Here is a 25,114-nt window from a genome sequence, read left to right as displayed (position 1 = left end):
TATTTTTAATAATTTGCGAACGTTTTTTAACAATCATTTCCTAAAAATTAGAATCTGTACGATTTATGCATCTAAAAAAAATTTCTTTGTTTAACTTTAAAAATTTTGAAGAAGCAAATTTCGACTTTGAACACAAAATCAATTGTTTTGTAGGTAAAAACGGTATTGGCAAAACCAATATTTTAGACGCTATTTATCATTTAGCTTTCGGAAAAAGCTATTTTAACACTCTAGCTGTACAGAACATCAGACATGGACGTGACTTTTTTGTAATAGATGGTGAATTTATGAAACAAGATCGTCCTGAAAACATCGTTTGTAGCTTAAAAAAAGGACAAAAGAAAATATTAAAACGCAACGGAAAACTGTATGAAAAATTTTCCGACCATTTAGGTTTAATTCCAATGGTTATCATTTCACCAACCGATGCCGATTTAATTCGAGAAGGAAGCGAAGTTAGGAGAAAATTCATAGACAGTGTTATTTCGCAATTAGACAGCCGTTATTTACACCAACTGATTCAATATCAAAAAGTATTGACTCAGCGTAACGCTTTACTAAAATATTTTGCTCTAAATCGCATTTTCGAACAAGACACCTTAGAAATTTACAATGACCAACTTGCTAATTTAGGCACCGAAATTTTTAAAAAAGGGAACAATTCTTAACTGAATTTATTCCTATTTTCAATCACTATTACAAACTTATTTCTAATTCCGCTGAACGTGTTTATTTAATGTACGAAAGTCAGCTAAAACATACTCCTTTAGCCCAATTATTACTAGATAATATACAAAAAGATAGAACATTACAATACACTAGTGTTGGCATACACAAAGACGACTTAGCTTTTTTAATAGAAGACCATCCTATTAAAAAATTTGGTTCCCAAGGGCAACAAAAATCTTATTTAATTGCTTTAAAATTAGCTCAATTTGAATTTGTAAAAAAACAAAGTGGCGAAAAACCTATTCTCTTATTTGATGATATTTTTGACAAATTAGACGAGGATCGTGTTAGCCAAATCATTTCAATGGTTAATAAGGAAGAATTCGGACAGCTTTTTATTTCAGACACCCATCCTGAACGAACGGAAAATATTGTAAAACAAACCCATCAGCTTTATAAAATTTTTAACATATAATTTTTATAACTTAGCTTAAAATTTTAAAAAATGAAAAACTTACTATTCAGCACTCTTTGTGCTACTATAATTGCTTTTACAAGCTGTAAAGGCCAAAATAATTCTATAACAGACAATTTAGAACCTAAAGTATTTGCTGAAAAAACAGCAAATGCAGATGTGTACATCCTAGACGTAAGAACCCCACAAGAATACAATTCTCAACACCTAGACAAAGCCGTAAATATTGATTATAATGCTACTGATTTCGAAACTCAATTATCTAAATTAGACAAAAACAAACCCGTTTATTTGTACTGTTTAAGTGGAGGAAGAAGCGGAAAAGCAATGACTAAAATGAGCCGTATGGGTTTTAAAGAAATTCATAATATGACGGGGGAATTATGAAATGGAATGCGGAAGGATTATCTAAACCTACTACATCTTCAAGTATGACTCTTATTGAATTTCAAAAATTAATACAATCCGATAAAAAAGTATTAATTGATTTTTATGCTGAATGGTGCGGTCCTTGTAAAAAAATGGCCCCTTATCTTGAAAAGATGAAGGAAGAAATGAAAGATAATATTAAAATTATAAAAATAGATGCCGATAAAAACCAACAATTAGCGCAAGATTTACTAATTGAAGGATTACCAACTTTGATCTATTATAATAATGGTAAAGAAGTTTGGAAAAATTTAGGATTTATAAAAGAAGAGGATTTAAGAAAGAAGTTATAATCTTCAAAAAAACAAACCAGAAGAAGGTATTCAAAAAGCACCAATTAAATATTGATTTTATTTCCTCTATGTGTCCTTGATTAACTAGTGCAAAGCGATTAAATTGAAGCAAAACAAAATCAATAACTTTTGGAAAACCTTCTTCTTCACAACACAGTCTTTTCAAATACCCAAATGATGCACTCTCACCCCTTACTTCATTACAATCTCTTTACATTCCTTACGGATTAAAAAATAAAAATAACTCCGTATATTTACCTCAACATACAATCAGATAATAATGTTTACAAAAGAAGCTATCAATTTCTTAGATGATCTAAAAGCGAATAATAACACGGAATGGATGCACGCTAACAAAAAACGTTATGAAGCATATAAAAAGATTATCATAATTTAATCCATACCATTTTAGAAGAAATAAAACCCTTGGATCCTTCTTTAGAACCACTTGAAATAAAAAATTGCACTTTCAGAATTAACCGTGATATCCGTTTTTCTAAAGACAAATCCCCTTATAAAACCAATATGGGAGTTTGGATGTCTACCAATAGACTGCGTAAAAACAGCCCCGGTTATTACATTCACTTTGAAAAAGACAAATGTTTTATAGCTGGTGGTGTATGGTGTCCTGAATCTGAAGAATTAAAAAAAATACGTCGTGAAATTGCGTTCTTTCATGAAGATTTAGAAGAAATCGTAAACAATACTGCTTTTCAGAAAGAATTTGGAACTATAGACAAAGAGGAAGGTTATGTATTAAAATCTGCCCCAAAAGGATACGACATAAATCATCCTGCAATAGAATTTTTAAAACTTAAAAGCTTTACCATTTCACAACCTATTGATGAAAAATGGTTTACAGATAAAGATTTTGCAAAAAAGGTAGCCTCTAAACTTATTTTGATAAAACCTTTTAATGAGTTTTTAAATAGAGCACTAGAAACGGAAGAATAAAAAGCTCATTCCCTTTTTTTCTTTATGTTCTTTGCAAAATCTTTGCGTACTTTGTAATCAAAATATTTTAGTACAATGAATATCCAACATAATTATTCTCTTAAAAAACACAACACCTTTGGTATTGAAGCAAAAGCTTCTGAATTTATAGCTATACATAGTATAACAGAATTAGATGAAGTTTTAAAAAACAATATAACCAAAACGAAATTTATCTTAGGTGGGGGTAGCAATATGCTTTTAACAAAAGATATAAATGCTTTGGTCATTCACATAGACTTAAAGGGAAAAAAAATTGTAAAAGAAGACGAAAATTATGTTTGGGTTGAAGCCCAAGCAGGGGAAAACTGGCATGAATTTGTTTTATGGAATATAGAACAAAACTATGGTGGTATAGAAAACATGTCTTTAATACCGGGTAATGTAGGTACTACTCCCGTTCAAAACATAGGTGCTTACGGTGCTGAAATTAAAGACACATTTGTATCATGTCAAGCTCTCAACATTCTCACGCAAGAAATAAGGACTTTCACAAATGAAGAATGTAATTTTGGCTACCGCGAAAGCATTTTTAAACAAGCTATCAAAAATCAATACATCATTACCTCTGTTGTTTTTAAGCTAACAAAACACCATCATAAAATCAACACAGGCTATGGCGATATTTTAAAAGAATTAGAAAATAAAAATATTTCAACACCAACCATAAAAGATGTAAGCAATGCTGTAATTGCTATCCGTCAAAGTAAATTACCTGACCCAAAATCGTTAGGAAACAGCGGTAGTTTCTTTAAAAATCCTATTCTATCAAGAGAACAATTCAACGAAGCCAAAACATTATATCCTGAAATAAAATATTATGAGGTTTCAGAAAATCAAATAAAAGTTCCTGCTGGTTGGATGATTGAACAAGCAGGATTAAAAGGTTATCGCAATGGTGATGCAGGCGTACATGCAAGACAAGCTCTAGTATTAGTAAACTACGGAAATGCTACAGGACAAGATATTCTAAATTTATCTCAATTTGTACAAAAAACAGTTTTAGACAAATTCGGCATTGCCATTGAAGCTGAAGTTAATATAATTTAAATCATTTCTACTAGTTTTCATAAAAAGAGTTCTAAATAGTTACAAATCTAGTATTTTTTGTAACTATTTATTTTCTAAAAAAACGGTAAACGATATAATAAAAAAACGTATATTACTCATAAGCTTATTAAAAACCATACTAAATCATCCCCTATTTTAAATTTTAAACCATTCATTACGATCCAACTTTCAATACTTTGTAAAATAATCATCTTTGGCTTTTTAAAATTCTCTAAGAACTAAAAAACTACGAATACAAAACAAATTCACAAAGATCCAGCAAGTAAATTTCTTAACATCTCCCTTAATTACATTACAATGAATACATCATTCAACAAGAATGGCTTTCACATTCTAAACAACATTTACACTCATGAAGAAATAGAAACCATTATTCATTTAATCGAATCAAGCGAAAAATCAAATACAAATTTTAGAAAAGATAAAGAATTATTTGCAATTCGTGCTATTTTAAAAGAAATTCCTAAACTAAAAAACCATATTTTCAACAAGAACCTTATTAAGATTATCGAAGAAATTGGCAATAACACATATTTTGTAATCAAATCAATTTATTTTGATAAGCCCAAAACTTCTAATTGGGTAGTCCCTTATCATCAAGATTTAACAATTAATCTTTCTGAAAAAATTGAAACTGATAAATTTATCAATTGGACTAAAAAGAATGAACAAATAACAGTACAACCGCCAACTCCAATTTTAGAAAATATTTTTACAATTCGAATTCATTTAGACAATACTACAGTAGAAAATGGTGCTGTAAAAGTAATTCCTAAATCACATAAAAAAGGTATTATTCAATTAACTGACCACGAAATAAACAAAAACAAAGAATACATTTGTGATGTACCTAAAGGAGGTGTAATGCTAATGAAACCTTTAACACTACATGCCTCAACACGCACAACAAACAACCAGAGAAGACGTGTTATACATATTGAATTTTCAAACATAATATTAGATAATGGATTAAAATGGAACGAGTATTTAGCATTTTAATATCTGAGTTCTATTTTTTCTCTTTGATCAAGATAAAAGTTCAAGGTTTTTTAATCCATTTCGTTAACATAATCAAAGAACAAATACGATTACTTTCTTATGTTAAGTCCTCTTATTTTTATTTCCCCTAAAAATTGAAACAACTATAAAAAAAGTCAAAAAATAAAATCATAAAAAAATCTACATTACCTCAAAAAACATTAAAACAAAGAACCTTAAAAAGGCATAAAATAGAAAAAATTTAATCTACAATTGATTATTCTTATTTGGCATTTGATTTTTAAACCGCTACCTTTGCCCTTCATTTTTTGAAAGAATATATGGAGCTATTTTTACTCATCTTATTTTATTTTTTCCTTACCGTAGTAACCATTCAAATAATATATTATTTGTTTATTTTTGGTAAATTTTCTTTTGCAAAACCACAGGAAAGCAAGGAAAAACATATTTCTGTTTCCGTTATAGTATGTGCAAAAAATGAAGAAGAAAATCTAAAAGAACTAATTCCATTATTAGCAAAACAAAATTATTCAAATTACGAAATTGTCATCATTGACGATGCTTCTTATGATAACACGCGTTTTTTAGTAGAAGACTTTCAAAAGGAAATCCCTAATTTAAAGTTAGTAAAGGTAGAAAACAATGAAGCTTTTTGGGGAAACAAGAAGTTTGCTCTTACTCTAGGTATCAAAGCCGCATCCAAAGAGTATTTACTTTTTACAGATGCTGATTGTATTCCTAATTCAGAAAACTGGATAAAAGAAATGACCTCTCATTTCACTATGCACAAAACAATTATTTTAGGATACGGTGCTTATAAAAAAGAATCTGGTTTTTTAAATAAATTAATACGATTTGAAACATTGTTAACAGCTACACAATATTTTTCTTGGAGTAAAATAGGAAAACCTTATATGGGTGTAGGAAGAAATTTAGCTTATAAGAGAGAGGAGTTCTTTAAAACAAATGGTTTTATTAATCATATAAAAATACGGTCAGGCGATGATGATTTATTTATTAATGAAGCCTCTAATAATAGTAATACAACTATCTGTTTTTCACCAGATAGCTTTACTTATTCTATTCCTAAACAAACATTTGGAGCGTGGTTTACTCAAAAAAGACGCCATGCTTCAACCGCTAAATTATACAAAGCTTTTGACAAAAATCAATTGGCTTTATTCTATCTAAGTCAATTTTTCTTCTTTATTACACCAATTACACTATTAGCTATGCAATATCAATGGATCATTGTATTAAGTGCAATTGGAATACGCTATTTAAGTAGTTGGATAGCATTAGGTTTTTCAGCTGGGAAATTAGAAGAAAAAGACGTTATGTATTGGTATCCTATTCTTGAAATAGTTCTCATACTAACACAATTCAATGTATTCATTAGAAATCTAATTTCAAAACCTACTACTTGGAAATAAAAAAACACATAGAAAAAGCTATAAAAGGAGATCAAATAGCCTTTACATATTTATTAGACAAATACTGGAATGAGGTCTATGCCTTTATGCTACAACGCACCGAAAATGAAACCGATGCGGAAGACATTACCATAGAAACTTTCTCGAAGGCATTTGATAAAATAAACAGCTACAATTCTGAATTCCAATTTAACACATGGCTCATTGCAATAGCCAAAAACGTACACATTGATTTATTAAGAAAAAAGAAATCCTCTCTTTTTATAGACATTACTGATGAAGAAGATCACATTGCTTATGCCATAGCAGACAACTCACCTTCAGCAGAAGACCAACTTATTACCGAACAAAACCTCAATCGTTTACTTCAATTCATCAAGCAATTAAAACCAGCTTATCAAGAGGTCATTCAAATGCGCTATTTTCAGGAAATGAGCTATCAAGAAATTGCAAATGACCTTAATGAACCTTTAAATAATGTAAAAATAAAACTCCTTCGTGCCAAAAAATTATTAGCCGATATAATCAAAAAGGGATAATTTATTTCAACTAGAATTAAAATAAACTAATAAAAAAGGCGATTATTTCTCTTTTTCATTTTAACCTAAATCCTAGATTAGACTCGAAGTAAATTGAAATTACAGAAACAGAAAACCAAACTGCACGTAGAAATCTCTTTCCGCTGAAAATTAATACCGTCTAAACTCTGATTAAAAACATTGAAAAAGTTACACGCAATAGTTTCTAATTTAAAATTAGCCGTTGAATATTCCGAAACAACTATGAAATTGTTTGATAATATTAAAAATAAATTTAACCCTGATTACGCGGATTATCCAATCAATTTTGCCTTCTAAACTCGACAGATGTAACTTATTACGGGAGATTCCTTGAATATGTTCCCCTGCTAAAAATAGAAAAATCACGACATTTTATGAAAATATTTCAGCTATATTTGAAGATCTTCTGAGATTTTTTCACAGACTGACCTTATGCACCATTCTAAAAGACCGTGCTACAACAAAATGACTGTAAACAAAAACAGACAACTTTCATTCGAACGACCTGTTATTTTAACTAAATTTGAAACGCCTTTTAATTGAATTTGAAAATGGAAATATTAGGAAACGAACAACATAAAATTATTCACGGAGACGCTTTGGAAGCATTAAAAACACTTCCTGACGACTCTGTTGACTTAATTTTTGCTGACCCACCTTACAACATTGGCAAAAACTTCAACGGACACATTGAAAAGTGGAAAACTGAAGAAGCCTACCTTGACTGGTGTTACGAATGGCTAGACTTGTGCATACAAAAACTTAAACCAAACGGTAGTTTTTATGTAATGACAGCGACACAGTTTATGCCATTTTTCGACATTTATCTTCGCAAAAAGTTAGACATACTTTCCCGACTTGTTTGGTATTACGACAGTTCCGGTGTTCAAGCTAAAAAATACTACGGTTCGATGTATGAGCCAATCTTGTTTTGCGTAAAAGACAAAAACAACTACACCTTTAACACGAATGACATTTTAGTAGAAGCCAAAACAGGAGCAAAACGTAAACTTATTGACTATCGCAAAGCAGTTCCAACAGTTTACAATTCAGAGAAAGTTCCGGTAATGTTTGGGAGTTTGCAAGGGTTCGTTATCGTATGGATGAATACGAAAATCACCCGACACAAAAACCAATCGCTTTACTCGAAAGAATTATCAAAGCAAGTTCAAACGAAGGAGATTTAGTTATAGACCCATTCTCGGGAACATTTACCACTTGCTTCGTTGCAAAAGAACTTGGCAGAAATTCCATTGGTATAGAACTTCAAGACGAGTATGTAAAAATCGGTTTGCGGAGATTACAGTTAGCTAATGAGTTTAAAGGCGAAAAATTAGAAAAAGAAATTCGCTCCTTTGAAACACAAAAGATTGCAAACATTAATCAACAAACATTATTTGAACCTAATGGAACACATATTCACGCAAAACATTAAACAAGTTTTACAAAGTCACTTCGGAGATTTAGCTGAAGATGTATTCAATAATAGCTATTTGATTCGCTACATAAATTTAAAAACGAGATCGGCAAATAAAGGATCAAAATCAAGGGGGAGTTTTCACCCTCTTGCAGTTTTATATGTTCTTATTGAAGATTACATTTTAAAAGGATTCGATATAAATGACAGTTATAAAGATTATGATGGGGCGACTTTCACAGCAATAAAATCGAGAGCTACCGAATTGCCATTTTGCAAAAAAATTCAAAACCACTCTTTCAACAATAGAGTAAACTCAGAATTTGAGAAGTTTTTTAAGGAAGAAATTGAACTCATTCCAGTTATTAGAAATCTTGAAACAAAAAAATATTGGATTAATGAGAACTTACTTCGAGTAAAAGAACAGAATATTGCAAAAGCGGTAATTGAGATAATCAACTCCTATTTTGCGGCAAAGCAAGAAGCTTTTATGAGTTTTATTAAAGCTTGTGAAGAACTTCAAAAGTTTGAAGAAGATAAAACTAAGAACATTGAAGATTTTATTATTGGTTTATTAGCCCCAAATGTTGATGCTAGACTATTTGAAATCGTGAGCTATTCGATTTTAAAATTCCATTATCACAACCAAAACATTATTTGGGGATTTGAGATGGATAATTTAACAACTGAATCCTTACAGTTATATAAAACAGGTAGAACAAATGCAAACGATGGTGGAATTGATTTTGTAATGAAGCCATTAGGTAGATTTTTTCAAGTCACTGAAACAATAGACTTTAAAAAATATTTCCTTGACATTGACAAAATTCAAAAATATCCGATTTCATTTGTAATCAAATCAGAAGAAAGCACAGAAAATTTACTTCAAAAAATAAAAGACAATGCAAACAAAACCTACTCAATAAAATCTATCGTCGAGAAATATATGAGTTGCATTGAAGAAGTAATCAATATACAAACTTTACGTGAGAGATTTAATATCGCAAATCAACAAGGGTATCTAAAACCTATACTTGACGAAATAATTTTACAAAGTAAGGTTGAATTTAATTATGACGACTCGGACACAGACGATGACGAAGAATAGAAGAACGGCACATAACAGCTAAGATTTCCATTGGGCATCGAAGAAGCCAACAATGAAACTTTTATTGAATCCTTTGCAAACTCTGGACAGGCTCCCAATTATATTACGTTCACTATAGGAATTACGAAGTAAAAATATAAAGCTATACAAGAGGCAATTAAGGTCTCTTTTTTTTAAGTCTATTTTTAATTGATTTTTATGGTCATTAAAGAAAATTACGTTTTTATCATACTTTAAAGGTCTAGTAAAAGCTTAATCTGGGTTTAAAACATAAATATTTTAAAAAAAAACATAAAATTCAAACAAATAAATGTTTTTTTGGCATAATTATTTCATATAAAAAAATAATTTCTGCAGAAATTATTTTTTCCATATTATTAAAACCAAAAAATTATGTCAAAATTAAATATAAACAACAGTGAGTGGCTAGAACTTGTTTTTGAAGGTAAAAACAAAGCATACGGAGCTTATCAATTACGTAAACAAGATAACAGTACTAGTACTAAAGCTTTTTTAAGTGGCCTCTTCCTTCTTACAGGCATTGCCATTTTACCTATCATTTTAAGTTCGTTTAAGGAGAAACCTCCCATCATCTGCCCTTCTAATGATTTAGGTAACATCATCATTACAGAGGTTCATCTACCTAAAAAGAAGAACAAAAAAAAATTGAAAAACAACTCAAACAAATTAGAAAAGCAGACATTATAGCTCCTAAAACTTATGATTTAATCAATCCAAAAGTTGTTAAATCTACAGAAACAACTGAAAACAATTTAACAAAACCTGATGATGTAGGCAAAAACATTTCAGAAAATTCATTGGCGTTACAGGGAAATATAGCTGGTGATCCGAAAGGAAATACTAACGAGTCTACTCCTTCTTTTATTAGTGCTATTCCTCCAATTCCAGAAACACCATTAACTCCCGGTATTTTAGAGAAAAGTCCCGAATTTCCGGGAGGCATAAATGCTTTTATAAAAATTGTAAGTAGCCGTTTTCAGACACCTGAAATAGAAGAAAGCAATACTATTAAAATATTGGTTTATTTTGTAGTAGAACCAGATGGAAGCATTACCAATATATCGGTTCCTAGAAGTCCTGGTTTTGATTTAGACAAGGAAGCTATACGTGTTCTTAAATCAATTAAAACAAAATGGGAACTCGGTATTTATCAAGGTCAAGCCGTTAGAACTCAATACTCACTACCTATTACCATTCAGATTAATTAATAATGTTAAAAGGCTGTCCAAAAAGATGGTAGGCTTATCATTTCAACCAGCGTAAGAATCTAGAGCTCTGCTCGAACAAGCGAATCAAATCAAATAATATTGATTATAAGACCTTCTCCTTACGCTGGAGTAACAACGTTGCCTTGATTTTATTTTTCGGACAGCCTCTTTTTCATACATTTTAAAAGATGAATAGAAAAGGTTCTTGTAGTTTTATAAATAAGACTCCATAACCCTATAATATAATTGATAAAAAATATTGTTATAGCAAAATCAATGAGGTAATTTATTTTTTAACAACCCATATAGAAAAGTTCCTAACAAAGCTCCTAAAAGAACTATAAAAATAGCAGGAATTCCAGTTCCTAATAATATAAAAATAGGACCAGGACAAGCCCCTACTAAAGCCCAACCTAATCCAAATATAATCCCTCCTAATAGATAACGGGTTATAGAAATATTTTTATCTGGAATTAAAATAGGTTGCCCTTCAATATCTGCCATTTCTTTTTTCTTAATAAATTGTATACCCAATACACCTACTAAAATAGCTACTGAAATAATACCATACATGTGGAATGATTGAAACATAAACATTTCATAAATACGATACCATGACACCGCTTCTGCTTTTGTTAAAACTATTCCGAAAAGCAATCCAACTGCAAAAAAACGTAGTAATTTCATATATTTAAAAAAGTAAAGGTAAAACAAAATGAGCCATGATAAGCCCTCCTAAAAAAAAGCCAATTACAGCTATTAGAGAAGGTAACTGTAAATTACTCAATCCTGATATAGCATGACCTGAAGTACACCCTCCTGCATAAGGTGTTCCAAATCCAATCAAAAAACCACCTAGTAATAGCAAAAAGAATCCTTTATAAGTTAATACAGAATCTAAGCTGAATAGTAAATCTGGTAAATATTTACCATTAGGGGCATCAATCCCCATTTTTTGTAATTGTACAATAGTTTCAGGATTGATTTCTACATTATGTGTTCCTCCTAAAAAATGAAAAGCTATATAACCTCCAACGATAGATCCTAATACCACCGCCAAATTCCATTTTTGTTCTTTCCAATCAAAATTAAAATATTCCGCAGTCTTTTTGGCTCCCGTTATTGAACATATTGTTCTTAAATTTGAAGACATTCCAAAAGTCTTTCCTAAATAAGTCAACAATAACATAACCAGACCAATTAACATACCTGAAATTGCCCAATGCCAAGTTTGTGTCAAAATTTCCATTGATTCTATTTTTATGCAAAAATAACAGAAATGACAAATTAACAAAGAAGAAGTTGCAAAAATCAAAAAGCACCCTTTTGAGGTGCTCTTTATGAAATTTAAGATAACTCTTTTATTAACCCAACCAATATAATGAAAAAGAAATATCTATACTCAAACAATTAAGCTTGAATTAAAATTTCGGTACAAAATTAAGCTTATTTTTTTCAAAAAAACAAAGCTTTTAAATAAAAAGAGCGCTTTTGTTATGCGCTTTTGTTTTTATATTTGTATAAAAATTCAAATAATGAAAAAACTATATTTTTTATTCCTGACAAGCTTTTTGTTCCTAAACAGTTGTATTAGCACACGAAATACTATTCGTAATATAGATAATAATGTGGCAGGTCCTTCATTAAATGAAAAACAGAACAGTTTTATTATAACGAAAAATGCTACAGACAAAAAATATGCTTTTACTGAGTTTTATCCTGTAAATGTAGGATTTACCTCAATAGAAGATGGGGAAAACAACCAAAAACGTTTTTTAAATGCTTTAGCAGGTCCAAAAGGAGAAAATATTTCATATAAACTTATAGAGTCTTGCTGCCCTTTCCCTACTAACAGGGCAGATATAGGAGCTGGTATGTTAGATATTTATGAAATTACATATCCTCGGACAGTCAAAACCTGTGAATTTATATTTAAATAAATTTGAAAGAGGTGAATTAATGATTCCTGTAGGTTTTTCAGCTAAGAAATAACATTTTTATTCTATTAAAAAAGCTGTTTTAAAAATATTGTATTGATTTTATAATATAATCAACCTCAAGTAAAAAAATGGAGAACCAACATTCTGTATTTTTTATTTATCTAAATAAATTATAGGATTTTTCTGAAGTTGATTAAACTAAGTGAATATTTCATAAACAGCTTTTCCTTTATAGTTTTAACAATCTAACACACTACATCCCGTAAGTTAGATAATTATAAACTAGTGTTTTTTGTGCTTCTGTAATTTTAGCTTTTGGAGCCATTCTGTCTACTGTTTTAACCCAACCTGCTTTATCATGCTTTGACACAGGAAATAGCTTATGGCATTTAGCACAATTATTTTCATATAAAGATTTTCCTTCTGCAATTTCTGACGGAAGCTCTATCTTAGCTGTTTCTATATTATTTTGCACAGTAGAAGAAGTTGATATTACTTTTTTGGAGCACGAAAAAGGATTCCGCCTAAACAAATAAATCCTATTATTTTTTTATTAAACATATTTATTTTTTTTAGTTTGGGTAAATATAAAAAATCCCACCTGTTTTCAAGGTAGGATTTTTAAAATATATCTATGTAAATATATTTTTTACTTAATATCCATTAATTCTACATCAAAAATTAAAGTAGCGTTTGGTGGAATTACCCCTCCTGCCCCTTTATCTCCATAACCTAAATAAGAAGGAATTACAAAACGCGCTTTATCGCCCACTTGCAACAAAGCAATCCCTTCATCCCAACCTTCTATTACGTAGCCTTTTCCTAATGGAAATTCTATAGGTTGTTTTCTTTTATAAGAAGAATCAAACACCTGACCATTTTCTAAAGAGCCTTGATAATGCACTGATACTGTACGCCCTTTTTCTGCTTTTTTACCTTCTCCTTTTTGGATAATTTTATAACGTAAACCACTTTCTGTCTTTTCAAAACCAGCTGATAACTTATCTACTGATTCTTCAGCTAAACGTTTGGCTTCTGCTATTCTTTTTCACGAGCTCCTTCAAAAGTACGAAAAGCTTCAATAGCATTCCATTCTTTCGCTTCAGTTCCTACACGAACAATCTCAATCGATTCCATTACATCATCTTGTACAACTAGATCCACGACATCTTGCCCTTCTACAACATGACCAAAAACAGTATGTTTACCATCTAACCAAGGCGTTGCAACATGTGTAATAAAAAACTGAGAACCATTAGTACTGGACCTGCATTAGCCATAGACAACACACCGGGAGCATCATGTTTTAATGAAGGATGAAATTCATCATCAAATTTATAACCTGCATCACCTGTTCCTGTACCCAGAGGACATCCTCCTTGTATCATAAAATCAGGAATAACACGATGAAACTTTAATCCATCATAATATTTCTGACCTTGCGATTTAACTGAGTTCTCTAGATTCCCTTCTGCTAAACCAACAAAGTTACCTACAGTTCCCGGAGTTAAGTCATGTGTTAATTTCACTAGAATAGCTCCTTTGGAAGTATTAAATTTTGCGTAAATACCGTCTTGCATCACTTTATTTTATTAAATTTGAGAAACAAAATTACAATTTTATATTCAAATGGACATCAAAATAATTAGCTATGATTCAAAATATAAAGAAGATTTTATTCGACTTAATAAAGCGTGGCTAGAAGAATATTTTTACATAGAACCACACGATATTGCTACGTTTGAAAACATAGAGCGAGATATTATTGAAAAAGACGGCACTATCTTTTTTTGTTTGGTTAACAATCAAGTTGTAGGCACCGTAGCAATGATTAAAACGGATCCTATTACTTACGAACTAGCAAAGATGGCTGTGGATAAAAATTTTCAAGGAATGAAATTAAGTTCTTCATTAATGCGTACTTGCATTGATTATGCTATTTCTCAAAAAGCAAAAAAAATATTTCTTTTATCAAGTACGAAACTAATTCCTGCTCTTAATTTATACCGAAATTTTAATTTTATTGAAGTTCCTTTAGAAGAAACTGATTACACAAGAGCTGATATACAAATGGAACTTAACTTATAACTATGACAAAATTAAACTATTTAGAAATAAACAGAAAAACTTGGAACGAAAAAACAATTATTCATATTAATTCTGATTTTTATAAAAACAGTTCCTTTTTAAGTGGTAAATCCACATTAAATGATATCGAATTAATGCTTTTAGGAAACATTCAAAATAAAAGTATTTTACATCTACAATGCCATTTTGGTCAAGATTCTATGTCTTTACAACGAATGGGAGCCCAAGTAACAGGCATTGATTTATCTGATAAGGCAATAGAAGCGGCTCAAAGTTTTAATTCCCAATTGGGATTAAATACTAAATTCATTTGTTGTGATGTGTATGAAACACCCAATTATATTAATGAAAAATTTGATATTATTTTTTCTAGTTATGGAACCATTGGTTGGTTACCTGATCTAGATAAATGGGCTAAAATAATTTCTGATTTCCTAAAACCTAATGGTCAATTTATTTTTGTAGAATTTCATCCTTTTGTTTGGATGTTTGACAATAACTTTAAAGAAATAGCATATAATTACTTTAATACAGAAACTATAATTGAAGAAGAAAAAGGAACTTATGGTGATCGCAATTCAGAAATAGAGACTAAAACCATATCATGGAATCATCCAACATCAGAGGTACTAAATGCACTAATTAAAAATGGCCTCCAAGTCAATTCTTTTGATGAATACGATTACTCTCCATACAATTGTTTTAACCAAACCGAAGAATTTGAAAAAGGTAAATTTAGAATTAGGCACCTAGAAAACAAAATTCCAATGCTATTTAGCCTAACTGCTACCAAAATATAAGTTTTTAGATTACAAAATAACCTATCATACAAACATTATAAAAAACTATAGTTAATGAAAAATATATTCATTCCTTCAGACAATGAAGAATTAATAAGTCGTATTGAAAAACTAACTCCTGAAAAACAACCTTTATGGGGCAAAATGACAGTAGATCAGATGATGAAACATTGCATTGCTCCAATAGATGTTGCTACAGGCGATTTAGTTTTAAAAATCCCTTTTTTATGGGTTTATTAGGCCGATTAATAAAAAAAAGAGTGTTAACAAACGAATTTAAAAAGAATAGTCCTACCGCTCCTTCTTTTATTTTTAAAGAAAAATATGATTTTGAAAAAACAAAATTAGAATTAATTCAAAAAACAAGAAATTTTCAAAAAGGAACTAAGATTATCCAACTCAGACAGCATCCTTTTTGGGGTAAATTATCAAATGAAGATTGGAATAAACTTCAATGGAATCATCTAGACCATCACCTAAAACAATTTGGAGTATAATGCAATAAGAAAGTACCTTCTAAAGTTAGTAGAAACTTTGTAACTTTGCTGTTTTTAACTTTTTGAATTACAAAATGCGTATTGACATTATAACTGTTCTACCAGAACTTATGCAAAGTCCTTTTGAAGGATCTATCATGAAAAGAGCCATCCAAAAAGGATTAGTAGAGGTTTATTTTCATAACTTGAGAGATTACACTACAGATAAACGTCGTAGTGTAGACGATTATCAATTCGGAGGTGGTGCTGGTATGGTAATGATGATAGAACCGATTGATAAATGTATTTCCAAATTAAAAGAGGAGCGAACTTATGATGAAGTTATTTACATGACGCCTGACGGAGAAACGCTACGTCAACCTTTAGCCAACAAAATGTCTATGTATGAAAACATTATCATTCTTTGTGGTCATTATAAAGGAGTCGATCAACGTGTACGCGATTTACATATTACAAAGGAAATTTCTATAGGAGATTATGTTTTGAGTGGTGGTGAAATTGGCGCTATTGTCTTATGTGATGCTCTTATTCGTTTAATCCCGGGAGTTTTAAGCAATGAAACTTCCGCTTTAACAGATAGCTTTCAAGATAATTTACTTTCTCCTCCTATCTATACGCGTCCTGCTGAATATAACGGAATGAAGGTACCGGATGTTTTACTTAGTGGACATCAAGCTAATATAGACAGATGGCGAGAAGAAAAAGCATACGAACATACTAAAAACAGAAGACCTGATCTTTTAGAAGATTAATAACAATAAATGCTTTGTGAACTCTTTTTATTTTTAAGTTTCACAAAGCATTATTTATCTATTTTTTCCCTTTAAAATCATTCATAGCATCATAAATTCCAAATATCTTCCCCATAATCCACTCATAGATAGATAATGGAAAAAGACCTTGAGCTAAACGAATAAACCAATAAGGCAATGGCATTGCTAGCATTCGCGTTCTTTTTCTATAGCTAGTATAATTTTTTCAGCAACTCTTTCTGGCTCTAATATAGGTAATAACCTAGATCGAACTCCATCAAACATACCTGTATTAATATAATATGGCATGATAGTCGTTACCGCAACTTCTTTTTTTTGTTGTAATAATTCTAACCGAATACTATCACTCCATCCAACAATTGCCCATTTAGAAGCTACATAAACGGACATTTTAGGACTTGACACCAATCCTGCTGATGAAGCTATGTTACAAATAGCTCCAAAATTTTGAGCCAACATACCCGGCAAGAATGTTAAGGTAATCTGCATAAGTGCCTCCGTATTAACCAATAAAGTACGAGATATTTCATTAGCCGTATGATCTAAAAAATACTTACCAACTATGATCCCTGCATTATTAATTAATATATCTATTACACCTATTTCTTGTTTTATCCGATCCGCCAATACCATTAACTCTTGCATATTAGATAAATCGATGGTATAAACTTTTAATCTAGCCTCAAAGGTTATTAGGTCTTTTTTTAAAATTTTTAATCCTTCTTCATTTATATCCCACACGATTAATTCGGATGCACCACGCTCTAACGCTTTTCTAACCATTATCTTACCTATACCAGAGGCTCCTCCTGTAATAAGCACTTTCTTGTTTTTAAATGATATTTTTGACATTACTATTTCTTTATTATGAATTAACCTCAGATTGCACGTTAGAAATTTATTTCAAATAAAAGATCTTTGAATCTAAAAAAGCATATCTTATCCTCAATTAGCTTATCTTAAAAGTTCACAATCTTATCATGTATATGACAAGAGAAATAACACAATATTGATAATCTGACTCTTTCCTTTCATCGAAGTGACAAACAAGATGCTAAATTAAAGTTTTTTGGCAGCCCCATCTGCAAGAAAAATTTCTGTGCATATTTTTTTGCCTTTTCATCTTATTCCGAAATATAATTAAGAAGAAAATTATTACTTTGAGTGATTTACAAATTTCCTTTAAGAAAAGAGTCTAACAAAATCACTCAAAGTATTAATAAGTATAAAAACAGGTACGTATTTTTCTTTAAAAAGCTCTGTACCACTTATCTATTCCTAATGCAAAACCAACCGAAGTATTTGGTGCTAAACTAAGTACACTTGAAAGATTCGTATTCGTAGTTCCTATGACTACATTATAAGCAGATCCTCTATGAATTACTACTACATCACCATATTTATGTCCTGCTGTAATAGCATTAGCAACTGTTGGAAGTATAAAATCGGCTAAAGTCGTATTAGATTGACTATTTCCTGACCAATTTGCATCGTACTCTTCATAAGTTGTTAAATCAGCAGGCAAAGTGTATGGAAATGCGCCTGCACACGTACATGTATTAGGCGTATATCTTTTTCATTTACTTTTGTAACTAAATCCCCATTATTATCAACTACCAAATTTTTTGTTCCATCACCTGTTGTAGATGTTGCCGAAACACTGGCTCTTTGCTGTGTTAAGCGAATTGGAGGAGTCATTAAAGCACCTGAATTAAGTTCTAATCTTCTGGAAGGTGTTGCTGTCCCTATTCCTACATTTCCTGCATTTGTAATCCTCATTCTTTCATTAAAAAAAGGAGTTGAAGCTGTTCCTGTAGAAAAAATTATAGATTTTGTATTGTTTGCATTGGCTATGTGCATATCTTGTCCACTTCCTATATAAGACACGTCATTTGCTCCTCCGATGTTATAAGCCGTAGGAAAATTAAATCCTGAATTATTAATCCCCATCCAGACAAAACCCGTAGTAGCCGTACCATTATTAGCTGTGGCAGAATACCCACTCTGAGCCTGAGTACCTGTACTAGTATTTTGAACATTATATTGGAAAAAATCATTAATATTACCTGTAGCATTTACGACTGTTTGAACTCCTGTAACACCCGCCGAAACATCAAGTTTAGTTGTAGGAGAAGCTGTTCCGATTCCTAGATTCCCATTATTCAACAATCGCATTCGTTCTGTATAAGCATTGGACAAATAATCTCCTGATGCCGTTGAATTGGTTCTAAAAGCAAGACCGTTTTCAACACCCGCAGCGTTAATATAACCTGTATTCCCATCATGAGAGATAGAAACAGCGTCCCAATCAGCTAAAGCTCTTACCGAAATTCCACTTACTGCCGCTCCTCCATTGTTAACTTGAAGTTTACTTAATGGACTATTAGACCCAATCCCTACATTGCCTGCACTTGTAACTCTCATACTTTCGGTATTATTAGTACGGGTTACAAAATCAACAGCATCTGTAGTACCCACAAAATTAGTTGACGCAGAGGTACCTGCATTACCTGTTAATGTCCACTGAGAAGAACCTGAAGTAGCCTGACTTGTTAACAACAACCAACTGGATCCATTCCAGTAATAAAAAACTGGCACCACATTATTAGGAGCTGTCCCTGTGGTTGCTGTATTATATACAATAGTACCTGCTACAGGTGCACCTCCTCCTTGCGGATTAACTACTGGAGCTGATAAATTTGAAGAGGTTAAAGCTACTTGAGGAGGTAAAAAACCATTCGTAGAAGAGCTTATATCTAATGCCCCTCTAGGAAACTCTGTTCCTATTCCTACTTGACCGAAAGAATAAGCTGAAACAAACAAACAAAACAACGTTTTAAACAATCTTATGCCCATACAATTATTTTTTTTAATATTTCACAAAAATAACCATTAAAAATTATGATATATACATATTTTAATAAAAACACATCAAATAATTTTAATTTTAACCTTATAAAACACAAAAAACTATCAATGAACACATTACATAAGTAAAGTATTACAAAAAAGAACCTATTCTTTATTTTCAACATCTCTTTCGCTTTAATTCAGTTCAACTTTTATTTCCTTTTTCAAGAAAAGTAACAACTTGTTTATTTTAAATAACTATAAAAAAACAGCCAATAAAGCTGTTTTTATAATTTAATTCATAACCATAACATCAAAATAAAACTGACCTGCCCAGCAAGATACTGCTCCATTTCCAAGGGTGTCATTTCTTGTTATATTAACCGTAATAGAAGATTGCGATTTTGCCGCATAATTTAAAGAAAACGTATCGGGATATCCACTATTATTAAGCGCGTTAAATATAATTCCTTTTGGAACAAATGGTAATTGTGGCGAAAAATTATATCTAACCTGCAATCTTTCTGCATATATCGGAAAGCTTGCACTAGAAGTTTGCTTTGACAAAACAGTCCAAGTTACAGTAGTATTTACTCCACTTATAGTTGTTGTAAAAGAACCCGTTGAATTAACAGATACATTAGCACATATAGGTATTACCATACCTTGAAATGCGGAAATTAAAGGCAGATTACTTGATTGCCAAGTTGCATTACCATTTGCATCTGAAACAAGCATTTTGCCACTTCCTTCAGTTCCATCCGCGATTCTTAATGCTGGAGAAGTAGTACTACTGATATGTAATTTTGTTGTAGGATTATTAGTTCCTATTCCTACATTTCCTGCATTTGTAATCCTCATTCTTTCATTAAAAAAAGGAGTTGAAGCTGTTCCTGTAGAAAAAATTATAGATTTTGTATTGTTTGCATTGGCTATGTGCATATCTTGTCCACTTCCTATATAAGACACATCATTTGCTCCTCCGATGTTATAAGCCGTAGGAAAATTAAATCCTGAATTATTAATCCCCATCCAAGCAAAACCTGTAGTAGCCGTACCATTATTAGCTGTAGCAGAATACCCACTCTGAGCCTTATTACCAGTACTGGTATTTTGAACATTATATTGGAAAAAATCATTAATATTACCCGTCGTATTCAAAACGGTTTGAACTCCTGTAACCCCCGCCGAAACATCGAGTCTAGCTGCTGGAGAATCCGTTCCGATTCCTAGATTCCCATTATTCAACAATCGCATTCGTTCTGTATAAGCATTTGACAAATAATCTCCTGATGCCGTTGAATTGGTTCTAAAAAGCAAGACCGTTTTCAACACCCGCAGCGTTAATATAACCTGTATTCCCATCATGAGAGATAGAAACAGCGTCCCAATCAGCTAAAGCTCTTACCGAAATTCCACTTACTGCCGCTCCTCCATTGTTAACTTGAAGTTTACTTAATGGACTATTAGACCCAATCCCTACATTGCCTGCACTTGTAACTCTCATACTTTCGGTATTATTAGTACGGGTTACAAAATCAACAGCATCTGTAGTACCCACAAAATTAGTTGACGCAGAGGTACCTGCATTACCTGTTAATGTCCACTGAGAAGAACCTGAAGTAGCCTGACTTGTTAACAACAACCAACTGGATCCATTCCAGTAATAAAAACCCGGTACCACATTATTAGGAGCTGTTCCTGTCGTTGCCGTATTATATACAATAGTACCTGCTACAGGTGCACCTCCTCCTTGCGGATTAACTACTGGAGCTGATAAATTTGAAGAAGTTAAAGCTACTTGAGGAGGTAAAAAACCATTGGTTGAAGAATTTATCTCCAATGCTCCTCTAGGAGACTCTGTTCCTATTCCTACTTGACCGAAAGAAGAGATTGAAATAAACAATAATAATGTTTTAAGTAATTTTGTATACATATAGCAATTTTTAAATTATACCACAAAAATACTTTTTCATATCATAAAACACGTAAAAAAAAACAATATTTAACAACATATCAACCTATCTATCAATAATATATAAAAAAAACCACAATTTAATTGGTTAGATCCGTAAATTTTAGCCCCCTTTTTTTCAACTCAAATTCTGTATCAAACCCGGATTATTCATTAAGAATTTATTACAAATAATAAAGACCTTTGAATCTAAAAATATCCTTTTTTACTCTCAATTAGATTCTCTTAAAAATACATAATCTATCCTGTATACAACGAGAAAAGACATAATTATGGATAATATGACTTCTACCTCTGATCGAAGAGACAAAGAACAGATTAAATTATACCTTTTCTTCCACATCTACAGTAAAAAATTGCCGTATATCTTTATTACCTTTGCCTTTTCATCTTCAGCACAAAGTTTAATACGGGATCTGCGTTAGACGCAACGTTATCTTTATCAGTAAGTAAAAATAGAAGGTCTAATTGGACTTTAATCATTAAATTGATCAACCTCACATCAATACATTTCAAAATATATTGAAAACAAATTCTTTATAAATAGAATTGTCATTTTAAAACATAATAATTATCTTTGCGCTCTAATTTGACCAACCTCTGGCGAGAATCGTGCATGTTGCTCAGGTTTTAACTTATAATTTCTATAAAAATGTCAAGTTTATTAGATTTCGTAAACAACGAATTAGTTGCAAAAAATGATTTTCCTTCATTCAAAGCGGGTGATACTATCACTGTGTACTATGAAATTAAAGAGGGTGAAAAAACAAGAACTCAGTTCTTCAAAGGAGTAGTAATCCAAAGAAGAGGTACTGGTGCAACTGAGACTTTTACAATCCGTAAAATGTCAGGAGCTGTAGGTGTTGAGCGTATCTTCCCTATCAACATGCCAGCGTTACAAAAAATCGAAGTTAACCAAAAAGGTAAAGTTCGTAGAGCTCGTATCTTCTACTTCAGAAACCTTACTGGTAAGAAAGCTAAAATCAAAGAAAGCCGTAAATAATCTTTCTTTAACCAATAGAAAAGCTCCGAAATTCGGGGCTTTTTTATTTTTAAAAGACTCAAAACTAAACACAGATAAACATTGTTATAACACTAATTAGCACAAATTATTAGCGAATTTGTGAATCTGAGGCAAAAAAATTGCAATTACAGTATCAATAACAATTTCAAAACCCACATAAACACTTAAAACTTTCCTTATTACGATTGTCCCCTTGAGGGGACTATAGGGGTGTAAAACTTTCAACTAACACAAATTACACCCAATACAGAACAATTTAATTTTAAAAAAACACAGAGGATCACTGATGACACAGATGAACATTGTGATTAGAAGAATTTCATGAATGGGCACGAATTGTTATCAAAGCTGTGGTAAAAAATTGCAATTGTAAGTATCAATAACAATTTCAAAACCCACATAAACACTTAAAACTTTCCTTATTACGATTGTCCCCTTGAGGGACTATAGGGGTGTAAAACTTTCAACTAACACAAATTACACCCAATACAGAACAATTTAATTTTAAAATAAAACACAGAGGATCACTGATGACACAGATGAACATTGTGATTAGAAGAATTTCACGAATGGGCACGAATTGTTATCGAAGCTGTGGTAAAAAATTGCAATTACAGTATCAATAACAATTTCAAAACCCACATAAACACTTAAAAATTTCCTTATTACGATTGTCCCCTTGAGGGGACTATAGGGGTATAAACCTTCAACTAATACAAATTACACACAAATTAGAACAATTTAATTTTAAAAAAAACACAAATGTTCACCGATGACACAGATGAACATTGTGATATAAAGAATTTCACGAATGGGCACGAATTGTTATCAAAGCTATGGTAAAAAAACAGCTACCGAATGACACAGATACTTAAAACCAACTACCGCTAAACAAACATTTAACTAATATCCTCCCAGTATGTCATGCTGAGGCACGAAGCGTCTAAAACAAGATTGAAGTGTAAAGCGGATTTATTAAAAATATTGTGCTCAATAATTTTTTATAAATCATTTTTTTACTTTAGTAATGATAAACTAAAAAGAATCACTTTATTTTGAAATTATCACTAGGACATAGTTTATAAAACTATTTGTATAAATAAAAATGTGTTGCGTATATTTGTGAATTGTGCGAAATAAACTAAAAACAGAACATCATTGAAAGACATTTTAAAAGAAATATTAGACACTAGTAATTTAGGGAATCAAACTAATGATAATAAATTAGTGCTTGAAAAAAAGGATAATACTATTGAATGTAAAATAATTAATGAAAGTAAAAATTTAAGTCATATAATAGTTGAGATTAATAAAAAAAATAATGTAACCATTATAAGACCTATAAACACCATAATTGAATCTTATTACTATTTCGAACCAAAATATGACATTAAAGAATTTATATTTGAGGACTTAGAAATTGAAATTGATGAATTAGATTCTGGTGGATATGGTGTTTATGGTTTACCCGAAGGATTTACTAAAACGATAGCTTATGGACTAGGCTTAGAAAAAAAATATAAGATATTACTAAATACAATTCAAAAATATTGTAAGGATTGTCAAAAGATAAGGATTTCAGAGGGTAATAAAACTTCATTAAACTCTAACGAATTAATTATTAACCATTCTGATTTTGACAAAATTAGAAGAGGTTTAGACAGAAATCAGGAATTATTCTACAGAGAAGGGCAAATTGCTAAAGAGTCTTTTATTCACGACAATATTTTTACTTATATCGATTCTGAAAAATTTCCTAATTTAAAAATACCCTCAAGAAAAGATGTAATTTATAAAGTATTGAGAAATACTGATTACTCCAAAATTACAAATGGTGATAAAAATACTTTATCACAATTAAAAGACACTACTGATTTAAGTTACTTGACTGTATTAATGAATGAATTTGAAGAAAAAATAAAAGGAAATCATCAAGAATCTGCTTATCAATTATTTTTTGAACAAAATCCTTTACTTCTAACTTTTTTTTCAGGTTCTCCATTTGTTACTTTTAAAAATCAGGCATATGTTGGTGGTAAATCATTCGATAATTCGAACGGACAATATCCAGACTTTCTCCACAAAAATAAACTAACAAATAATACTTTTATTATAGAAATAAAAACGCCAACCACATCCTTACTAGATAAAACACCATATAGAAATACAGGTGTTTACAATCCGTCAAAAAATTTATCGGGTTCTATAACTCAGTTATTAACTCAAAAATACCAATTAGAAACTGATATTTCAAACCTAATAAAAAATGCTGAAGATAGAAATATTGAAGCATATAACGTTCAATCTTTATTAATAATAGGAAATTTAAGTACACTTAAATCTAAAGATATGATACGCTCATTTGAGTTATTCAGAAACAATCAAAGTAATTTAAGAATAATGACATATGATGAATGTTTAGAACTTTTAAAAACCTTTACTTCATTGTTAAGCAAAAATATAGATATAGTTGAAGATTAATATTTTTACT

The 25,114-nt window shown here is 30.9% G+C and carries 29 protein-coding genes and 3 pseudogenes; 22 read left to right on the top strand and 10 right to left on the bottom strand.

The features are described from left to right. The first annotated feature begins 65 nt into the window (after window positions 1-65). The 14 genes and pseudogenes from recF (at window position 66) to JJC05_RS13210 (ending at window position 10,676) form a co-directional block, all read left to right on the top strand. Window positions 66-1,144, top strand: a pseudogene (gene recF / locus JJC05_RS13265) (DNA replication/repair protein RecF). A gap of 30 nt (window positions 1,145-1,174) precedes the next feature. Continuing rightward, a complete protein-coding gene (locus tag JJC05_RS17590; protein ID WP_258929061.1) occupies window positions 1,175-1,531 on the top strand; it encodes a rhodanese-like domain-containing protein in 357 nt (118 codons plus the stop codon). Further along, window positions 1,528-1,866, top strand: a complete 339-nt coding sequence (gene trxA / locus JJC05_RS17585) for a thioredoxin (RefSeq protein WP_258929059.1) — start codon at window positions 1,528-1,530, stop codon at window positions 1,864-1,866. Before JJC05_RS17590 ends, trxA begins: the two co-directional genes overlap by 4 nt. 280 nt (window positions 1,867-2,146) lie before the next feature. After that, window positions 2,147-2,820, top strand: a pseudogene (locus JJC05_RS13255) (DUF2461 domain-containing protein). 75 nt (window positions 2,821-2,895) lie between these two features. Then, window positions 2,896-3,909 carry a UDP-N-acetylmuramate dehydrogenase gene (gene murB, locus JJC05_RS13250; RefSeq protein ID WP_105196046.1) on the top strand — a complete coding sequence of 338 codons (1,014 nt, stop codon included), beginning with the start codon at window positions 2,896-2,898 and terminating at the stop codon, window positions 3,907-3,909. A 318-nt stretch (window positions 3,910-4,227) separates the two neighbouring features. Continuing rightward, window positions 4,228-4,929, top strand: coding sequence for a phytanoyl-CoA dioxygenase family protein (locus tag JJC05_RS13245; RefSeq protein WP_235877606.1), 702 nt, complete (start codon window positions 4,228-4,230; stop codon window positions 4,927-4,929). Between the two features lie 320 nt (window positions 4,930-5,249). Next, entirely contained in the window at window positions 5,250-6,362 is a 1,113-nt protein-coding gene (locus tag JJC05_RS13240; RefSeq protein WP_235877604.1) for a glycosyltransferase, read from the top strand. Further along, on the top strand, window positions 6,353-6,901 hold the full coding sequence (locus tag JJC05_RS13235; RefSeq protein ID WP_088394315.1) for an RNA polymerase sigma factor: 549 nt from the start codon (window positions 6,353-6,355) through the stop codon (window positions 6,899-6,901). The genes JJC05_RS13240 and JJC05_RS13235 overlap by 10 nt, the downstream gene beginning before the upstream one ends. A gap of 180 nt (window positions 6,902-7,081) precedes the next feature. Beyond that, a complete protein-coding gene (locus JJC05_RS13230; RefSeq protein WP_235877603.1) occupies window positions 7,082-7,219 on the top strand; it encodes a hypothetical protein in 138 nt (45 codons plus the stop codon). Window positions 7,220-7,473: 254 nt separating this feature from the next. Further along, complete coding sequence (yhdJ, locus tag JJC05_RS13225) at window positions 7,474-8,109, top strand: adenine-specific DNA-methyltransferase (RefSeq protein ID WP_258929055.1); 636 nt, start codon at window positions 7,474-7,476, stop codon at window positions 8,107-8,109. Beyond that, a complete protein-coding gene (locus tag JJC05_RS17580) occupies window positions 8,022-8,357 on the top strand; it encodes a DNA methyltransferase (RefSeq protein ID WP_258929054.1) in 336 nt (111 codons plus the stop codon). Before yhdJ ends, JJC05_RS17580 begins: the two co-directional genes overlap by 88 nt. Then, complete coding sequence (locus JJC05_RS17575; RefSeq protein WP_240668915.1) at window positions 8,293-9,447, top strand: hypothetical protein; 1,155 nt, start codon at window positions 8,293-8,295, stop codon at window positions 9,445-9,447. Before JJC05_RS17580 ends, JJC05_RS17575 begins: the two co-directional genes overlap by 65 nt. Window positions 9,448-9,840: 393 nt before the next feature. Next, a complete protein-coding gene (locus tag JJC05_RS13215) occupies window positions 9,841-10,155 on the top strand; it encodes a hypothetical protein (RefSeq protein WP_235877601.1) in 315 nt (104 codons plus the stop codon). Window positions 10,156-10,265: 110 nt separating this feature from the next. Further along, window positions 10,266-10,676 carry an energy transducer TonB gene (locus tag JJC05_RS13210; RefSeq protein WP_235877599.1) on the top strand — a complete coding sequence of 137 codons (411 nt, stop codon included), beginning with the start codon at window positions 10,266-10,268 and terminating at the stop codon, window positions 10,674-10,676. 273 nt (window positions 10,677-10,949) lie between these two features. Here the strand turns inward: JJC05_RS13210 and JJC05_RS13205 are convergent, their stop codons facing one another. Both JJC05_RS13205 and JJC05_RS13200 read right to left on the bottom strand, forming a co-directional pair. After that, a complete protein-coding gene (locus tag JJC05_RS13205) occupies window positions 10,950-11,363 on the bottom strand; it encodes a DUF6691 family protein (protein ID WP_105196051.1) in 414 nt (137 codons plus the stop codon). Between the two features lie 4 nt (window positions 11,364-11,367). Beyond that, on the bottom strand, window positions 11,368-11,925 hold the full coding sequence (locus JJC05_RS13200; RefSeq protein WP_088392923.1) for a YeeE/YedE family protein: 558 nt from the start codon (window positions 11,923-11,925) through the stop codon (window positions 11,368-11,370). 286 nt (window positions 11,926-12,211) lie between these two features. On the opposite strand from JJC05_RS13200, the gene JJC05_RS13195 reads away from it, so the two are divergent. Then, window positions 12,212-12,616 carry a 2-dehydro-3-deoxyphosphooctonate aldolase gene (locus JJC05_RS13195; protein WP_309597336.1) on the top strand — a complete coding sequence of 135 codons (405 nt, stop codon included), beginning with the start codon at window positions 12,212-12,214 and terminating at the stop codon, window positions 12,614-12,616. 253 nt (window positions 12,617-12,869) lie between these two features. On the opposite strand, the gene JJC05_RS13190 is transcribed toward JJC05_RS13195, so the two are convergent. Both JJC05_RS13190 and JJC05_RS13185 read right to left on the bottom strand, forming a co-directional pair. Continuing rightward, the gene (locus JJC05_RS13190; RefSeq protein ID WP_235877598.1) at window positions 12,870-13,091 is read right to left on the bottom strand and encodes a c-type cytochrome; all 222 of its coding nucleotides are present in this window, start codon (window positions 13,089-13,091) and stop codon (window positions 12,870-12,872) included. 174 nt (window positions 13,092-13,265) lie between these two features. Beyond that, window positions 13,266-14,196, bottom strand: a pseudogene (locus JJC05_RS13185) (peptidylprolyl isomerase). Between the two features lie 49 nt (window positions 14,197-14,245). Between JJC05_RS13185 and JJC05_RS13180 the strand changes: the two are divergent. The 5 genes from JJC05_RS13180 to trmD all read left to right on the top strand — a co-directional run bounded on the left by JJC05_RS13180 (window position 14,246) and on the right by trmD (window position 16,753). Further along, complete coding sequence (locus tag JJC05_RS13180) at window positions 14,246-14,704, top strand: GNAT family N-acetyltransferase (protein ID WP_105196054.1); 459 nt, start codon at window positions 14,246-14,248, stop codon at window positions 14,702-14,704. Between the two features lie 2 nt (window positions 14,705-14,706). Beyond that, a complete protein-coding gene (locus tag JJC05_RS13175; RefSeq protein ID WP_235877596.1) occupies window positions 14,707-15,504 on the top strand; it encodes a class I SAM-dependent methyltransferase in 798 nt (265 codons plus the stop codon). 54 nt (window positions 15,505-15,558) lie between these two features. Next, window positions 15,559-15,744, top strand: coding sequence for a hypothetical protein (locus JJC05_RS13170; protein WP_235877594.1), 186 nt, complete (start codon window positions 15,559-15,561; stop codon window positions 15,742-15,744). Further along, entirely contained in the window at window positions 15,732-16,001 is a 270-nt protein-coding gene (locus tag JJC05_RS13165) for a DUF1569 domain-containing protein (protein ID WP_235877592.1), read from the top strand. The genes JJC05_RS13170 and JJC05_RS13165 overlap by 13 nt, the downstream gene beginning before the upstream one ends. Before the next feature lie 74 nt (window positions 16,002-16,075). Continuing rightward, window positions 16,076-16,753: a tRNA (guanosine(37)-N1)-methyltransferase TrmD gene (trmD, locus tag JJC05_RS13160; protein WP_235877589.1), complete on the top strand. Its 678-nt coding sequence runs from the start codon at window positions 16,076-16,078 to the stop codon at window positions 16,751-16,753. Between the two features lie 58 nt (window positions 16,754-16,811). Here trmD and JJC05_RS18450 read toward each other — a convergent pair whose 3' ends face one another. From JJC05_RS18450 to JJC05_RS13135, 6 genes are all read right to left on the bottom strand, one after another. After that, window positions 16,812-16,946, bottom strand: a complete 135-nt coding sequence (locus JJC05_RS18450) for a hypothetical protein (RefSeq protein ID WP_309597335.1) — start codon at window positions 16,944-16,946, stop codon at window positions 16,812-16,814. Continuing rightward, entirely contained in the window at window positions 16,940-17,626 is a 687-nt protein-coding gene (locus tag JJC05_RS13155) for an SDR family NAD(P)-dependent oxidoreductase (protein ID WP_309597334.1), read from the bottom strand. The genes JJC05_RS18450 and JJC05_RS13155 overlap by 7 nt, the downstream gene beginning before the upstream one ends. Before the next feature lie 397 nt (window positions 17,627-18,023). Next, the gene (locus tag JJC05_RS13150; RefSeq protein WP_235877587.1) at window positions 18,024-18,299 is read right to left on the bottom strand and encodes a hypothetical protein; all 276 of its coding nucleotides are present in this window, start codon (window positions 18,297-18,299) and stop codon (window positions 18,024-18,026) included. Then, a complete protein-coding gene (locus JJC05_RS13145; RefSeq protein ID WP_235877586.1) occupies window positions 18,284-19,630 on the bottom strand; it encodes a phage tail-like protein in 1,347 nt (448 codons plus the stop codon). The genes JJC05_RS13150 and JJC05_RS13145 overlap by 16 nt, the downstream gene beginning before the upstream one ends. A 288-nt stretch (window positions 19,631-19,918) precedes the next feature. Continuing rightward, entirely contained in the window at window positions 19,919-20,956 is a 1,038-nt protein-coding gene (locus tag JJC05_RS13140) for a hypothetical protein (RefSeq protein WP_235877585.1), read from the bottom strand. Further along, window positions 20,934-21,560 (bottom strand): phage tail-like protein, encoded by a 627-nt coding sequence (locus tag JJC05_RS13135; protein WP_235877584.1) that lies wholly within the window; start codon window positions 21,558-21,560, stop codon window positions 20,934-20,936. Before JJC05_RS13135 ends, JJC05_RS13140 begins: the two co-directional genes overlap by 23 nt. Window positions 21,561-22,251: 691 nt before the next feature. Here JJC05_RS13135 and rplS point away from each other — a divergent pair. Further along, window positions 22,252-22,602, top strand: a complete 351-nt coding sequence (rplS, locus tag JJC05_RS13130; RefSeq protein WP_014166550.1) for a 50S ribosomal protein L19 — start codon at window positions 22,252-22,254, stop codon at window positions 22,600-22,602. Between the two features lie 1,179 nt (window positions 22,603-23,781). Beyond that, window positions 23,782-25,104: a Shedu immune nuclease family protein gene (locus JJC05_RS13125; protein WP_127822768.1), complete on the top strand. Its 1,323-nt coding sequence runs from the start codon at window positions 23,782-23,784 to the stop codon at window positions 25,102-25,104. Window positions 25,105-25,114 lie beyond the last annotated feature (10 nt).

The sequence above is a fragment of the Flavobacterium davisii genome (assembly GCF_019565505.1).
Taxonomy (GTDB): Bacteria; Bacteroidota; Bacteroidia; order Flavobacteriales; family Flavobacteriaceae; genus Flavobacterium; species Flavobacterium davisii.
Note: the sequence above shows the minus strand (reverse complement) of the source record. Positions and strands in the feature narration are given on the sequence as shown.